We start from the raw sequence: 15,304 nt of genomic DNA, 5'->3' as shown, positions 1-15,304 counted from the left end.
GATTGCTGCTGGATTTGGGGCGGTCGCGTGGTGCCTGGTCCTACTGCAATGGCTGGGCCTCATGACTCGTCTGCCGCAAGCTGGGGTCATGGCCGCGGGATTCGCGGCGGGGGCCGTTCTTGCCGCGTGGATCTATCGCGCGCTGGCCGCTGATCGGGCGGAACAGGCCGCGGCAACGGCATTGGCCGGTGCATTGCTGGATGCCAATCGCGAATGCATGAAGCTGATCGGACCCGATGGCCGCATGTTACGCATATCGGAATATGGCGCGGGCCTGATGGATGCCGAATCCCCCGCGCAACTAGCAGGCGCCCAGTGGCTGTCGTTCTGGACCGGAGCGGACAGCGTGGCGGCCTCGACGGCTTTTGCCGGTGTGTTGGCCGGCCAGCGCACGTCGTTTAGCGGGCTCGCCCATACGACCACCGGCCGGCCGAAGTGGTGGGATACCCGGCTGACGTCCGTCAAGGACGATACCGGCCGGGTCGTCGCGGTACTGGGCGCTTCGCTCGACGTGACGAGCCGATCCAATCTGCTGGCGCAACTGCAGGCCAAGAACGAGCTCATGTCGGAAATGGAAGCACACATGCCGCTCGTGCTTTACTCCTACAGCGCCGACTTCCAGGTCTTCCACTACATCAGCGCGGGCTGTTCGGCGGTGTTCGGGCTCGAACCCGCCCAGTTGCAGCGTAACGCGTCCGCCCGGATGGAACGGGTGCTTGCCGAGGACCTCGAAGTACTCCGCGGTGAGATGGACCGCATCGTGAACGACGGCGTCGAGGGCCGGGCTGAATATCGCTTTATCCGGAACATGGTGCGAACCACGAGGCGCTGCTGACGGGCGCGGACGTCGCCATGTATGCCGCGAAAAAGCCGGGCGCAATTGCTTCGTGTTCGCGGGCAAGGAAGCGGCGGAACCCATCGGCGATTTCGAACTGGAGCGGGATGTCCCCGAGGCCTTGGCATCGGATCAGTTCCTGCTGCACTACCAGACCATTCACGAGCCGCGTACGCTGACGGTCCACAGCACTGAAGCATTGATCAGGTGGAAACACCCGCGGCGCGGTTTGATTGCGCCCGGCATGTTCGTGCCGATTCTGGAGGAAACGGGCTTCATTGCGGATGTCGGCGCATGGGTGCTGAACAATGCGCTTCGTCAACTCGCTCAGTGGCGGCGGCATGGCGCGGGCAACCTTGGCATGTCGGTGAACGTGTCGGCGCGTCAGCTTCGTGGCGACGGCATCGCGTGGAAAGTCGAGCGCGCGCTGAAAAAGTTCGGCGTTCCGGCGGCCCAGCTCGAAATCGAGTTGACCGAAACGGCCTTGATGGAGAATCCGTACCACGCGCAAAAGATCATTGCGGCGCTCAAATCGCTGGGTGTGAGAATCGCCATCGACGATTTCGGCACGGGCTATTCGACGCTCAAGTATCTGGCGGACTTCGCGCCCGACACGCTCAAGATCGACCGGACGTTTACGTCGAAGCTCGTTAGCGATCCGACAACCCAGACCATCGTGGAAGGCATCATTGGTCTGTCGCGCAAGCTGGGCATCAAGGTTGTTGCGGAAGGCGTCGAGGAGCAACAGCAACTGGATATTCTGCGCGGCGTGCAATGCGACTTCGTGCAAGGCTTCTTCCTGTGCCGCCCTCAGCCGCCGGATGAACTCGAACGAGCGTTGAACGTCGAGGATTACGGGCATGCGATCGGCAGCTAATCCGGCTTATGCAGATCCCGCAGACCGCCGCTTGCAGGACGGATCTGCAAGGACAGCGACGCGGGCTGAGTTGGCGATGAGGCGCGTTCGTACTCCTGGTAGTACTGAAAGACAGCGCTGCACGTTATTGCGGATCCGTCTTGGCTTGCGTCGTCTGGTCATTCGAGGTGTCGCTGGACGACGACATATTCGTGGTGCCTTGATCCATCTTCATGCCAGCGGGTTTGGTCGTCCATGGGCTTTCGACCGGATCGCCGAGATAGGTCATTCCGGCGGTAGCGGCGCCATGAGAATTCCCGGCGCCGCCATTGTTCCCCGCAAACGCTGCACCCGATACGCTCAACGACACTGCAGCCACGCCCGTCATGACAACGGTCAGAATTGCCTTGTTCATTTCGATTCTCCCGGTAAGCGATGCAAGATTGCGTCGCGTCACCTCATATACGGGCTTATTCCCGCACTGGATGCATACCGTCAGCAGCGATGCCGATGCGCGAGCGGTTTGCTGTCCTCGCTGCGAGGCAACGTAACCTCGCGTTACCAATCTCGCATACGCGTTTCACCTGTAAATGAGAACCGTCCATAGACTCCCGTCACCGTCGGCTTTCACACCAATCCGCCGGGCATCACGCCATGCTTTTTTTTCTTGCGGGAGACATTAATGCAGCGAACGCGTGACCCTCTCGTGACCGCCCAACTGGATGGCACAGAACTCTGTGCCGACTATTGCGGGCAAACCGGCCGTCTGCGGATTCTGCAGGGGAAAGCCGTCGTACGGGAATGGTTCCCGCCCAATTCATGGATCGCCATCGCGTCAGTGGCCGGAGCCCGAAACTGGGGAACCCAGCCGGATTCCGGCGAACTGCAGGCTTTGCTGGAAAGCCAGGTGTCGTTGCTGCGCATCGGTTGATCCCATTGCTTGTCCGCCAAATATGAGTTTTTCGAATGTTTGGCTCCCAAAATAGTCGCTTGTCGCCCCTCGCTGTGCGGAGAAGAATTCTGCCCATGCACCGGCGGCATGGAATCCATAGCCGTCGGCCATGCGTTTTTCGCACTACGCCACCTGGTAACGACTATGCGACTCGATCGGAATTTTGTTAACGGCCAGTTCATCGAACCCGCAACCGACGAACTCATTTCAGTCTACAACCCCGCCACCGAGGCCTTGATCGCCCGTGTTGCGGGTACTTCGAAGGACGAAGCGATGGCCGCGGTCAACGCCGCCGCTGCCGCGCAGAAGGGCTGGCGCAAGCTGCCGGCCGCGGAACGTGCAGTCTATTTGCACAAGCTTGCCGACGCCTTGACCGAATGCGCCCCTGCAATTGGCGCGGCGCTCGCGCTGGAGTCGGGCAAGAGCGTTGCCGACGCAACCAACGAAGCCATTTACGCGGGCCAGATCACTCACTATCACGCTGAGTGGGCGCGCCGTATCGAAGGCGAAGTCATTCCGAGCGACACCCCCGACGAGAACCTGGTTCTGCATCGCGAGCCGATCGGCGTCGTGGCTTGCCTGATTCCGTTCAACTATCCGGTCTACACGTTCATGCGCAAGGTCGCGCCTGCGCTGATTTCCGGCAATACAGTGGTCGTGCGGCCGAGCAACAACACGCCGACTTCCGCGTTTGAAATTGCCAAGGCCGTTGAACGTGCCGGTTTGCCGGCAGGCGTCGTCAATATTCTGGCCATGAGCCACGAAGTGGCGGAAACGGTCTGCACGCATCCGGCGGTCGGCATGATCACGCTGACCGGTAGCGTGGGCGCAGGCCGCAAGGTCCTCGAATACTGCAAGGCGAACATCGCGAAGCCGTCGCTCGAACTGGGCGGCAAGACTCCGGCAATCATCGAGCCGGACGCGGATCTGGAGAAGGCTGCGCGCGAACTGGTGGCTTCGAAGACCACGCACTGCGGCCAGTTGTGCACGGCAATCGAACGCGTCTATGTGCACGAAAGCGTGCATGACCGTTTCGTCGCGCTGCTCAAGCAGCATATGAGCGCAGCGAAGTCCGGCGATCGCGCAGAAAATCCTGCCTTGATGGGGCCGCTCGTCAACGACGCATCGCGCCGGTCGATTCACGCCATGGTTGACCGCGCGGTAGCGGCGGGCGCCAAGGTCGAGACAGGTGGTGAGCTGCCGGAAGGTAAGGGCTTCTTCTACCCGGCGACGCTGTTGTCGAACTGCCGCCAGGACATGGAGATCATTCAGGAAGAGACCTTCGGTCCGATCATGCCGGTCGTCAAATACAGCACGCTCGACGAAGCGCTTGGCATGGCTAACGATCATCAGTTCGGTCTGTCTTCGGTTCTGTATACCGAGAACTATCGCACTACCATGAAGGTTGCCAACGGCATCGAATCCGGTGAGCTGTATGTGAACCGCACGCCGGCCGATCCGTATCAAGGTTTCCACGCTGGCTGGAAGCGCTCGGGTCTCGGCGGTGACGACGGCAAGCACGGCATGCTCGAATTTACGCAGACCCGCCTCGTGGTCATGAAGTACTAAAGCAACCTCTAGTCAGATCCGGTGCGTCGCCTCGTGCGGCGCGCCATTCCTCAACCTGCAGATTCGCGTAAGCATGCTGCAACGATAACAAAGCATTCGGAGACCCGACAAAGCCGGTGCAGCCGTGCACCGCGTGCCTTGCGTGTCTCCCAGGAGCACCTCCGTGTCATCTCAGCCTGTCCAATCCGCCGCCTCGCTGGCCGCATCCAAGCACGCCGCCGCCTTGCGCGAAACCAAAACGCAGCGCTATGTGCAATTGCTGCTGCTGGTGATCGCCGCCGGCGCGATCTATCCGATTCTCTATCTGCGCCAGGTGTACCAGCCGACCATGCTGGAGGTGTTTCATATCACCGACAGTCAGCTTGGCTACCTCTATTCCTCGCTCGGCACGATTTTTCTGCTGAGCTATTTGCCCAGCGGCTGGCTCGCCGATCGTATCGCGCCGCGCATGCTGATCTGCTTCTCGCTGATCGCAACCGGCGCGCTTGGTCTGTGGTATTCGACCGCGCCGTCGTTCCATCTGCTGATGGTGATCTTCGGCGGCTGGGGCCTGTCGACCGGGCTCACGTTCTGGGCTGCTGTCATCAAGCGCGTGACGATGATTGCCGGTGCGGATGAGCAGGGTCGCTTTTTCGGCTTTCTCGACGGTGGTCGCGGTCTGGTTGAAGCGCTGTTGGCAACCGTCGCGATCTCGCTGTTCGCGTGGGCCACGCAGACGCGCGGCGAAACAGTGGCGGCCGGTTTCAAGCTGGTGGTCTACATGTACGCATTCCTGTGTATCGCGCTGGGTGTGGTGCTGGGTCTCGTGAAGGATCCGCAGGGCAGCAAGACCGCCGCGGACCAGGCAGCCAAGCGCCGCCGCAGCAACGTGCTGATCGACCTGAAGACGCTCGCGTCGATTCCGGAGCTGTGGCTTGTCGCGGCGATCGTGTTCTGCGGCTACCAGGTCTTCTGGGCCACTTACAGCTTCTCCGCGTACCTGCACGAAGGCGCGATTGGTCTGTCGGTGGTGATGGCCGGCACGATCACGACGCTCAAGCTGTGGATGCGGCCCATCGGCGGCATCGGTGGCGGCTTCCTGGGTGACCGTTTCTCCAAGATTTCAGTGCTGGTGATCGCGTTGTTCCTCGCGGCACTCTCGCTGCTCGGACTGGTCGCCGCGCCTGGCATCGGTAGCCACGTGGCGCTGGTGTTCCTGGTGTTGTTCATCGGGATTCTGACCTACGCAATCCGCGGCCTCTACTGGTCGTTGCTCGATCGCTGCAATGTGCCGGTCGAAACGGTGGGTCTCGCGATTGGTTTGATCTCGGTACTGGGCTATTCGCCGGACGTGTTCCTGCCGCTCATCAACGGCTATCTGACACAGACGTATCCGGGTGTCTTCGGCTATCAACTCTATTTCGGCTATGTGGCCGCAGTGGCAGCGGTGGGTGGTTTTGCTGCACTTGCGCTGAGAAACATGCTTAACAGAAAAGAAGGTGCGTAAATGAAAGTTGTTTCGCTCGAAACGCATATTGTTGCTGTACCGCCGCCGCACGTCGGTGGCATGTACTGGATTTTCGTCAAGCTTAAAACGGCTTGCGGTATTGAAGGTGTGGGCGAAATCTATTCGGCCACCTTCCATCCGGATGCGATGACCCACATCATCGACGACGTGTTCGGACGCTATCTGCAGGACAAGGATCCGCATCACGTCGAGCGGCTGTGGCGCGAGGCCTATTCGAGCGGCTTCACGCAACGCCCCGACCTGACCATGATGGGCGTCGTTAGCGGCCTGGAAATGGCGTGCTGGGACATCATCGGCAAGGCTGCGGGCAAGCCCGTGTATGAATTGCTGGGCGGTATGGTCAACGAGCGGCTTCGTTCGTACACCTACCTGTACCCGAAGAATAGCCGCGGTGAATACGATTACGACGATCCCGATCTGGCAGCCGAATGTGCAATCGAGAACGTGAAGCTGGGTTTCACGGCAGTCAAGTTCGACCCGGCCGGCCCGTACACCGCGTATTCGGGTCATCAGCTGTCCATGGAAGTGCTGGACCGTTGCGAACTGTTCTGCCGCCGGGTGCGTGAAGCGGTGGGGAGCAAGGCTGACCTGCTGTTTGGCACGCACGGGCAAATGGTGCCGTCGTCCGCCATCCGGCTTGCCAAACGCCTCGAAAAATACGATCCGTTGTGGTTCGAAGAGCCGGTCCCGCCGGGGCAGGAAGGCGCGATGGCTCAGGTCGCGAAGCACACCAGCATTCCGATTGCGGCAGGCGAGCGCCTGACCACCAAGTACGAATTCTTCAAGCTGCTCGAAGCGGGCGCCGCGTCGATCCTGCAACTGAACGTGGCGCGCGTCGGCGGTCTTCTCGAAGCGAAAAAGGTGGCGAGTATCGCCGAGGTGTACTACGCGCAGATCGCGCCGCACCTCTACAACGGTCCGGTGGGCGCCGCGGCCAGCATTCAGCTGGCCGCCTGCACGCCGAACTTCCTGATTCAGGAAAGCATCGGTACGTGGGGCGGTTTCCACTCAGAAGTGCTGAAGACACCTATCCGCTGGGAAGACGGCTACATCATTCCTTCGCAGGAACCGGGGCTTGGCGTCGAGTTGAACATGGACGTCGTGCGGCAGCATTCGCCGTACAAGGGCGAGCGCCTGCATCTGCAGATGGCCGCGAAGCCCGCGGACGTCAAGGATCTCGCGCCGGCCAAGGGTTGAGCTTGAGAAACACTTTCGCATTCACTGAGGCGGACGCCGTCGGGCGAAATACACCATGAATTACGACTACATTATTGTTGGCGCGGGCTCTGCGGGCTGCATCCTCGCCAATCGCCTGACGGCATCGGGGCAGCATTCTGTGCTGCTGCTCGAAGCGGGCGGCAAGGACAGCTCGTTCTGGTTCAAGATCCCAGTTGGTTTCACCAAGATGTACTACAACGAAACCTATAACTGGATGTACTACAGCGAACCTGAAAAGGAACTCGACAACCGGCCGATCTATTGCCCGCGCGGCAAGGTGCAGGGCGGCTCGGGCTCGATCAACGCGATGATCTTCGTGCGCGGTCAGCCGCACGATTTCGACGATTGGGAAGCAGCCGGTAACAAGGGCTGGTCGTTCAGGGACGTACTGCCGTATTTCCGCAAGTTCGAGACCCATCCGCTTGGCAATACTGAGTATCACGGCGGCGATGGCCCGATTGGCATTTCCCCGATGAAGGGTGCGGTGCACCCGATTTGCCACGTGTTCCTCAAGGGTTGCGAGCAGGCAGGTTACAAGCGTACCGAAGACTTCAACGGCGCGCAGTTCGAAGGCGCAGGCATCTACGATGTCACCACGCGCAACGGGCAGCGTTCGTCGAGCAGCTTCGAATATCTGCACCCGGTACTGAACCGCAAGAATCTGACCGTCGAACGCGAAGTGCTGGTGAGCAAGGTGCTGATCGACGGCAACAAGCGCGCAACGGGTGTCACGATCAAGCAGAATGGCAGCACGCGCACATTCACCGCGAACCGTGAGGTGATCCTCTCGGCGGGCGCAGTGGATACGCCGAAGCTCCTGCAACTGTCGGGTGTGGGCGACAAGGCGCTGCTGGCAGAACATCGCATTCCGCTCGTGCACGAGTTGCCGGCCGTCGGGCAAAACCTGCAGGACCACTTGTGCGTGAGTTTCTACTATCGCTCCAACGTGAAGACGTTGAATGATGAAATGCGGCCGTTGCTCGGCAAGCTCAAGCTGGGCTTGCAGTACCTGCTGACGCGCAAGGGACCGCTGGCGATGAGCGTGAACCAGTCGGGCGGGTTCTTCAAGGGTAACGATCAGCAGACGCAGCCTAACCTGCAGCTTTATTTCAATCCGCTGTCGTACCGGATTCCGAAGAGCAACAAGGCGAACCTCGAACCGGAACCGTATTCGGGTTTCCTGCTGGCGTTCAATCCGTGCCGGCCGACGAGCCGCGGCTCAATCGAGATTGCTTCGAACCGGGTCGAGGATGCCGCGAAGATTCGCATCAACGCGTTGACCACGGAGAAGGATATCGACGAGGTCATTCAGGGTTGCGAACTGGTGCGCAAGGTCATGGCTGCGCCCGCGCTACGGGGCATCACGGTTGAAGAGATTTCACCGGGACCGCAGGTCAACACTCGCGAAGGATTCCTGCAGTATTTCCGCGAGCAGTCGGGCTCGATTTACCACCTGTGTGGATCGTGCGCGATGGGTTCGGATGTGCAGACCTCGGTGGTCGACGAGCGTTTGCGCGTGCATGGCCTGAAGGGTTTGCGAGTCGTCGACGCTTCAATCTTCCCGAATATCACATCCGGCAATATCAATGCGCCGACGATGATGGTCGCAGAGAAGGGCGCCGACATGATTCTCGAGGACGCGCTGCCGGATGCAGCGCGCAAGCGCACCAAGGCGGATTTGGCGGCAACGCATTGATTGTCTGGTAGTCGTTGAAGGCTGAAGGGCCGTTCCGATGTCGTGTCGGGCGGCCTTTTTCTTTGGCGGTCTGGCATCGCGCGATGACCGGGCCCTTCAATCCTGCTCAGGAAACACCGCACGTCCTTGCGTCATGTCCCGCAGCGCGTCGCGTGCTTTTTCCACGGCCGTCACGGGCAGGCTGACCGTCAGGCGCACCTCCATTTCATAGGCACTGTCGGCAAGTGTGTAGGCCTCCTGTTCGATCCAGCGGCGCACGCGCGCTTCGTCCGGATAACTGATTTCCACCGTGAGCAAGGTCTGGGCAATCCGTTCGACACGCGGTGCGTCCTGCAGCACGCGCGCGATCGCATCGGTGTAGGCACGCACGAGACCACCCGCGCCGAGTTTCACGCCGCCGTAGTAGCGAACCACGGCGGCCAGCACGCCGTCCAGATCGTGATGCCGCAACACTTCGAGAATCGGCCTGCCAGCGGTGCCCGACGGTTCGCCATCATCCGACATGCCGGACTGGCCGCCCGCCAGCAGAGCCCAGCACACATGCGTGGCGGTCGGATTCTCTGCCCGCAGACGGCGTAGTTCGGCCATCGCCGCATCGCGGTCCGCGACCGGAATGGCGTGGGCAATGAAGCGGCTCTTGCGGATTTCGAGTTCTGAAGAAACCGCTGTTGAAAGGGTGTAAGTCACGTTTGGGCTTGCGGCGAAATCATTCCCATGAGGAGCCCGCATGTACACCAGAACATCAACATGGTCGACTCCCACATGAAATCGTCCGTGAGATTTTTCGTGATCATCCCGACGACAAGCGCAATCCCAGCGCGACAGATGAATGGATGAGTCTCCCGCGCGAGGTAAAAGCGGTAAGCCAGTGATGCGAAAACGATGATCTGCAGCGCAAGCCCGACAATCCCGACCTGTAGCAGGGTATTCAGAAACAGATTATGCGCGTGCGCCTCTACGTTCTGGTCCAGCGCGACGAGGTTGCCGGGGATCAGGCTGCCGTATGCAATTGATGGAAGCGGCTTGCCAAAGCCGATGCCGAACCACGGATGCTTCTGCACCTGACTGCCGTAAAAGCCCCAGATCTGCGGGCGCGTGTCGCCACTCAGCGCGAGTTTCGCCGCGCGCAGCGCGCCAATTTTGGCTGCGAGTCCGTCGAGCGAGAACATGGGCGCGGGATTGGTCTGATGCGCGTTGGGCGTCGCAGCATGAAGGGAAAGCAGCGAAACTTTCGCGGCTGAATCAGGCTTGGCGCTGACATTGGCCATGGCTTCCGGTCCAGAGGACGGGCTCGCAATTGCAGCAAGACGCAGCTTGTTACTGAAGCCAACGGCCACGCCGATAAACACGAAAAGAACGCAGAAGGTGAGCGCCGCGCGCTTGAGATCGGCTCGCGTGCGTGGCCATAAGAGCGTGACTGCGACGACGGCAAGTGCGGCCCAGAAGAAGCGGTTCAGGGTGGCGCCGCCAATGATGAGGCAAAAGCCTATTCCGGTTAGCCCGCGAATCCGCGTGTCGCCATTTGCAGCCATGATCGCGAACAGGGGGATTGCCATCAGCGCAAGCGTGCTGACGTGTCCGACGCGAGGATAGAAATGCAGGAGTCCAGGTTTGGGCAGTGCGGGATCTAGCAGATGAAAGTAAACGAGGCTGATGCCGGCAAGGATCAGGCACGCGGCCCACAGTGCTGTCTGTAAGCGCCTCACCCTTTGCGGGTGCTGGCCTGTGAGCCAGAATACGTAGAATCCTGTGAGCGGGTAGACGACTTCGTCGAGCCATGCATGACCGCTAATGGCTCGATCGGCGGACCAGTTCGCCGAGATCAGGGTCCATAGCGCCCATAGGCCGAATGGGATGAGAAGAGGGCGGGGTTCGAGCGGACTCTTGAGCAGCGTTCTGACGAGACACCATGACGCCAGTACCGCGAGCATTCCGAGGTCGACATACTTGATTGCCATCACGTGGTCGAACATCGCCACGAAAATCAGTATGGCGCAACCAATGGACAATGCCTCTGCGATCCGAGATTGAAATCTCAGGTCATTCATTTTGGGTTTTGGTGAAGGTGGGTCAGGAATTCGAGCCTGGCGCATTGTACGCGAACGGTCTCTTGGGCCGCTGCATCTCGGAGATGACGGAACAGGTTCGGTCAGTGCCGGTTCCGTTGGCGGGGAGCCGGTACACGAGCGCCGGCGAGACCACGTGGCATGGGGTATAGGGTTAACCCATATTCAACAACAAAGCCTTCCTCAGATCGGGCTTAATCTTAAGCGTCTACCTAACTAGACTAGCGTCACTGAGTTGCGAACAGGGTTGTTCGTAGCAGGACAAACAAAGTCTGGAGGTTATCGATCATGAAGTCCCTTATTCAAGCCGTCGTGGTTGCCGCTGCGCTTACCGCGCCGATCGCCGTGTTCGCTCAATCGAATCAACCTGTCAGCCATGCCCAAGTGCGTGCAGAGCTCGTTCAACTCGAGCAGACCGGCTGGCGTCCGGCTGCTGGTGCCGATCCGCAGTATCCGTCTGACATCCAGGCTGCTGAAGCCAAGGTAGCCGCAGCAAACCGTGCTGCAGGCGCGACAGGCGTTGGTGGCGTCGCGGGCGGCTCGTCGGAAGGCGGACGCCCGGCCGTTTCAAAGGCCGACTGGAACGCGATGTACAGCCATCCGTAATGCGGTGAACCGCTAGCAGGCCAGCTTTATTTTGCATACCTCAGCCGTCGGGCTCCCGACGGTTTCACTCAGGCGTTCACGGCCTGGGCGCTTTTCCCCATCACGCGTTCTGATCGTGTCAATGCGATGCGTTGCGATTTGCAGGCATCCTAGGGGGATTGTCGCGTAATCGGCAAGGGTCCTTTGCCGACTGGTGCGATGACAGGGGGCGGCGCGCGGCGCACAATGATTCACGTGGCGAATCTAGCTCCCGGCTGGGGCGAAGCCGGACTCCTCATCTGGTGGTTCGTCACTCTTCCCTCTTTCCGTCAGTATCAGGACGCGTTCATTGCGATCGCGAAGCAGCGCGCTTCATCAGTCAAGCCACGCTGCGAAATCACCCCCTCCTACGACGTGCCCGGCCTCAAGCGCTCAGGTTTTCGACTCGCGCGACAGATTCTCGCTTCTGACCTCGACCATGCTCTGAAGTAATGTGACCGTGTGCTGTTTCACGATGCGCATGAGCTTCGCCAGCCTTTCGGCGTCGATCGCGTCCCATCCCAGTACGCCCAGCGTCTTGCGGGCGTGCGTGTGGAACACGAGCAGCGGACCGTTCAGCGTCAACGTGCGAATCAGGCACTCTTCGTCGTCCGCCGGACGTCCGAGCAGCCGCCCCACGATCCCCGCGCTGACATGGGTCATGCGACGACTGATGCGGTTCTCGATCATCTCGAACCCCGATGAGGGCCCAAGCCCCGCCTGCTCACGTGCCATGAACAGGCGCCAGTTGTTGGATTCGGTGGAGATGAACATGAATTCGGCAATGCGCGCCTGAATCGCGCAGAAGGCTGCGATCAGCGCGGTATCGTCCGCGTGACTCGCCAGCGCGGCCTCGGCTGCCTCGACGGGCGCCGCGAGTTGTTCCCAGACCCGCGAAACGATGTGCTCCACGCACGCGAGATACACCCCTTCCTTGTTGTCGAAGTAATAGCCGATGGCCGGCGCATTGACGCCCGCCCGCTCGGCGATGTCGCGCGTGGAGGCGCCGTCGAAGCCGCGTTCGCCGAACAGGGCGAGCGCCGCCATGACGATCCGCGCACGCGTTTCTTCGCCGCGCTGGTAGCCGCCGTCGACGGCATGGCGATGTCTCGGGGAGGGGGACATCCGTTCGATCCTTCTGGATTTTGGTAAGACTGCCAAAAATATATCAATTGACAGAAATGTTCCGACTGGAATAATTATATCAATTGGAACACATTTGGAGTCGTCATGTCGGCCACCCTTCCCGTCAACGAAGCCGGGGCAGCCACCCCCGCCCGCCGCTCTCCCGCTCGCCGACTGTTGCTGGCGGGCGGAGCGCTTGTCCTGCTCGCCGCCGCCGCATGGGCTGTGCGTTGGTGGACGGTGGGCCGTTTCATACAGGGCACTGACGACGCCTATCTGCAAGCCGATAGTATGACTGTTGCGCCAAAAGTGTCAGGTTATGTGGCGCAAGTGCTGGTCGGCGACAACCAGACGGTCGCGATCGGACAACCGCTCGTGCGGCTCGACAGCCGGCAATACACCGCTGCGTTGGAGCAGTCGAACGCCACGGTGGCGGCGCGGCGCGCGGATATTCTACGTGGCGAGGCCGAACTGGCGCAGCAGCAGGCGAGTATCGGCGAGGCGCGTGCGCAGCTCGACGGCGCCGTGTCGAACGAGGCGCATGCGCTCGCACAGGTCAAGCGCTACGAGCCGCTCGCCGCCACCGGCGCCGAGACCGACGAGCGTGTCGCCGATCTGCGCAATAGCGCGCGCCAGGCCACCGCAACGCGCGCGGCCGACGCCGCAGCGCTGCAGGTCGCGCAACGGCAGGTCGCCAACCTGCAGGCGCAGATCCAGCAGGCCCAGGCGCAGCTCGATGCGGCGCGCGCCGTTGCGGACCAGTCGAAGCTCGACACGGAAGACACGCTGGTGCGCAGCACGATCGCCGGACGGGTCGGCGACCGCACCGTGCGCGTCGGCCAGTACGTGCAGCCCGGCACCCGCCTGATGACCATCGTGCCGGTGCAGGACGTGTATCTCACGGCAAATTTCAAGGAAACGCAGATTGGCCTGATGCGTGTCGGCCAGCCGGCGACCATCCGCATCGACGCGTTGCCCGGCGCCGATCTGCATGGCACGGTGGACAGCTTCTCGCCCGGCACCGGCTCGCAATTCGCGTTGCTGCCCGCGCAGAACGCGACCGGCAACTTCACCAAGATCGTGCAGCGCGTGCCGGTGAAGATTCATATCGCGGCCGGTCCGGAAACGCGCAAGGTATTGCTGCCGGGGCTGTCCGTGAATGTGGATGTGGACACGCGCAGCGCGCGCGATACGGCACAGCGCATCGAACGGGACAACGGACGTGACTAATTCCAGCCACGCGGCCCGTTCATCCGCTGCGGTGCCCGCCGAGCCGCCTGCGGTGAAGCCAACCCCGCCCGCGCATCCGCCCAACGCGAGCGGCGCCGACTGGATCGCGGTGGCCGCGGGCGCACTCGGCGCGCTGATGGCCACACTCGACATCTCCATCACGAACTCCGCGCTGCCGCAGATCCAGGGGCAAATCGGCGCAACCGGCACGGAAGGCACGTGGATTTCAACCGGCTACCTGATGTCCGAAATCGTGATGATCCCGCTCGCCGCGTGGCTTACGCGTGTATTCGGACTACGTAACTTTCTGCTCGGCAACGCCACGCTCTTCACGCTGTTCTCCATCATGTGCGGCGTCTCGCACAGCTTGCCGCAGATGATCGCGGGGCGGATCGGCCAGGGCTTCGTAGGCGGCGCGATGATTCCAACCGCGCAGACCATCGTGGCGACGCGCCTGCCGCGTCATCAGATGCCGATCGGCATGACCATGTTCGGCCTGATCGTGCTGCTCGGGCCGCTGCTGGGTCCGGTAGTGGGCGGCTGGCTCGCGGAAAATATCGACTGGAGCTGGTGCTTCTTCGTCAACATACCGGTGGGCGTGGCACTGGTGAGCTTGCTGTTTGCCGGGCTGAACAAGGGACGCATCGACTGGTCGCAGTTCATCAAGGCCGACTGGCTCGGTATCGTCGGACTTGCCGCGGGGCTCAGTTCGCTGACCGTCGTGCTGGAGGAAGGCCAGCGCGAACGCTGGTTCGAATCGTCGATGATCGTCTGGCTGAGCCTTGTTTCGGCGGCGGGCATCATGCTGTTGCTGGTCGCGCAGTTCGTATCGAAAGCGCCTATCGTGCGCCTGAAGCTGTTGAAGAATACACGCTATGCCAGCGTCATCTTCATCGTATTCACGGTGGGCGCGGGGCTCTATTGCGTCTCGTACCTGCTGCCGCAATTCCTGAGCGGCGTGTCGGGCTACAACGCCGAGCAATCCGGCGCGGTCATGCTGATGTCCGGCGTGCCCGCGTTTCTGTTGATGCCCGTACTGCCGCGCCTGATGGGTCGCGTGGACGCCCGCCTGATGGTGATTGGCGGCCTGTGCTGCTTCGCTGCCAGTTGCATGCTCGACATCTCGCTCACCGCGCAAAGCGTCGGCCATGACTTCACGTGGTCGCAACTGCTGCGCGGCGTGGGTCAGGTGCTGGCGATGATGCCGCTCAATCAGGCGTCGATGGCAGCCGTGCCGCGCGAGGAAGCGGGTGATGCCGCCGGTCTGTACAACATGGCGCGCAATCTGGGCGGCTCGGTTGGACTTGCGCTGCTGGGCACCTTCATCGACCGTCGTAACACCTTCCACGAAGACGTGATCCGCGAGTCCGTGACGGCCAATTCCCTGATCGGGCAGGAGCACCTCACCGCGAGCGCGGTGAGTTTCTTCGCCCAGGGCGGCGACATGGCCTACGCCAAGCTGCAGGCTATCGGCCAGCTTACTGCAACGATGCAGCTACAAGCCCTGGTCATGACGTACTCCGAAACATTCTACGTGCTTGGCATCGCGCTGCTGCTGTGCATTCCGCTTGCGTTCTTTCTGAAGAAACCGGCTGCGGGCGCGCCGTCGGCAGGACATTGAAAACC

The 15,304-nt window shown here is 61.3% G+C and carries 14 protein-coding genes; 10 read left to right on the top strand and 4 right to left on the bottom strand.

What is annotated here, in order from left to right; all coding sequences use genetic code 11:
* Positions 1-61: 61 nt before the first annotated feature.
* Both P3T43_RS29060 and P3T43_RS29055 read left to right on the top strand, forming a co-directional pair.
* On the top strand, positions 62-835 hold the full coding sequence (locus P3T43_RS29060) for a PAS domain-containing protein (protein WP_429284449.1): 774 nt from the start codon (positions 62-64) through the stop codon (positions 833-835).
* A gap of 52 nt (positions 836-887) precedes the next feature.
* Positions 888-1,712 carry a putative bifunctional diguanylate cyclase/phosphodiesterase gene (locus P3T43_RS29055; RefSeq protein ID WP_429284448.1) on the top strand — a complete coding sequence of 275 codons (825 nt, stop codon included), beginning with the start codon at positions 888-890 and terminating at the stop codon, positions 1,710-1,712.
* Positions 1,713-1,836: 124 nt separating this feature from the next.
* Here P3T43_RS29055 and P3T43_RS29050 read toward each other — a convergent pair whose 3' ends face one another.
* On the bottom strand, positions 1,837-2,106 hold the full coding sequence (locus P3T43_RS29050; protein WP_429284447.1) for a hypothetical protein: 270 nt from the start codon (positions 2,104-2,106) through the stop codon (positions 1,837-1,839).
* A 267-nt stretch (positions 2,107-2,373) separates the two neighbouring features.
* Here P3T43_RS29050 and P3T43_RS29045 point away from each other — a divergent pair, with 267 nt between their 5' ends.
* From P3T43_RS29045 to P3T43_RS29025, 5 genes are all read left to right on the top strand, one after another.
* Positions 2,374-2,622, top strand: coding sequence for a hypothetical protein (locus P3T43_RS29045; protein WP_429284446.1), 249 nt, complete (start codon positions 2,374-2,376; stop codon positions 2,620-2,622).
* 165 nt (positions 2,623-2,787) lie between these two features.
* Positions 2,788-4,212: an aldehyde dehydrogenase gene (gene aldA / locus P3T43_RS29040; RefSeq protein WP_429284511.1), complete on the top strand. Its 1,425-nt coding sequence runs from the start codon at positions 2,788-2,790 to the stop codon at positions 4,210-4,212.
* A 163-nt stretch (positions 4,213-4,375) separates the two neighbouring features.
* On the top strand, positions 4,376-5,698 hold the full coding sequence (locus tag P3T43_RS29035) for an MFS transporter (protein ID WP_429284445.1): 1,323 nt from the start codon (positions 4,376-4,378) through the stop codon (positions 5,696-5,698).
* Positions 5,699-6,916 (top strand): mandelate racemase/muconate lactonizing enzyme family protein, encoded by a 1,218-nt coding sequence (locus P3T43_RS29030; protein ID WP_429284444.1) that lies wholly within the window; start codon positions 5,699-5,701, stop codon positions 6,914-6,916.
* Positions 6,917-6,971: 55 nt separating this feature from the next.
* Positions 6,972-8,633, top strand: coding sequence for a GMC family oxidoreductase (locus tag P3T43_RS29025; protein ID WP_429284443.1), 1,662 nt, complete (start codon positions 6,972-6,974; stop codon positions 8,631-8,633).
* A 96-nt stretch (positions 8,634-8,729) separates the two neighbouring features.
* Here P3T43_RS29025 and P3T43_RS29020 read toward each other — a convergent pair whose 3' ends face one another.
* Together P3T43_RS29020 and P3T43_RS29015 are read right to left on the bottom strand one after the other, a co-directional pair.
* Positions 8,730-9,362 (bottom strand): IMPACT family protein, encoded by a 633-nt coding sequence (locus P3T43_RS29020; protein ID WP_429284442.1) that lies wholly within the window; start codon positions 9,360-9,362, stop codon positions 8,730-8,732.
* On the bottom strand, positions 9,317-10,642 hold the full coding sequence (locus tag P3T43_RS29015; protein ID WP_429284441.1) for an O-antigen ligase family protein: 1,326 nt from the start codon (positions 10,640-10,642) through the stop codon (positions 9,317-9,319). Before P3T43_RS29015 ends, P3T43_RS29020 begins: the two co-directional genes overlap by 46 nt.
* Before the next feature lie 345 nt (positions 10,643-10,987).
* Here P3T43_RS29015 and P3T43_RS29010 point away from each other — a divergent pair, with 345 nt between their 5' ends.
* Positions 10,988-11,305, top strand: a complete 318-nt coding sequence (locus tag P3T43_RS29010; RefSeq protein WP_429284440.1) for a DUF4148 domain-containing protein — start codon at positions 10,988-10,990, stop codon at positions 11,303-11,305.
* A 411-nt stretch (positions 11,306-11,716) separates the two neighbouring features.
* On the opposite strand, the gene P3T43_RS29005 is transcribed toward P3T43_RS29010, so the two are convergent.
* The gene (locus tag P3T43_RS29005) at positions 11,717-12,448 is read right to left on the bottom strand and encodes a CerR family C-terminal domain-containing protein (RefSeq protein WP_429284439.1); all 732 of its coding nucleotides are present in this window, start codon (positions 12,446-12,448) and stop codon (positions 11,717-11,719) included.
* A 105-nt stretch (positions 12,449-12,553) separates the two neighbouring features.
* On the opposite strand from P3T43_RS29005, the gene P3T43_RS29000 reads away from it, so the two are divergent.
* On the top strand, positions 12,554-13,678 hold the full coding sequence (locus tag P3T43_RS29000) for an HlyD family secretion protein (protein ID WP_429284438.1): 1,125 nt from the start codon (positions 12,554-12,556) through the stop codon (positions 13,676-13,678).
* A 31-nt stretch (positions 13,679-13,709) separates the two neighbouring features.
* Entirely contained in the window at positions 13,710-15,299 is a 1,590-nt protein-coding gene (locus P3T43_RS28995) for an MDR family MFS transporter (protein ID WP_429284510.1), read from the top strand.
* Positions 15,300-15,304 lie beyond the last annotated feature (5 nt).

This window comes from Paraburkholderia sp. GAS41, from assembly GCF_050436545.1.
In the GTDB taxonomy this organism is placed as follows: domain Bacteria; phylum Pseudomonadota; class Gammaproteobacteria; order Burkholderiales; family Burkholderiaceae; genus Paraburkholderia.
The sequence above is the reverse complement of the archived record's forward strand: the minus strand, read 5'-3'. Positions and strand labels throughout refer to the sequence as shown.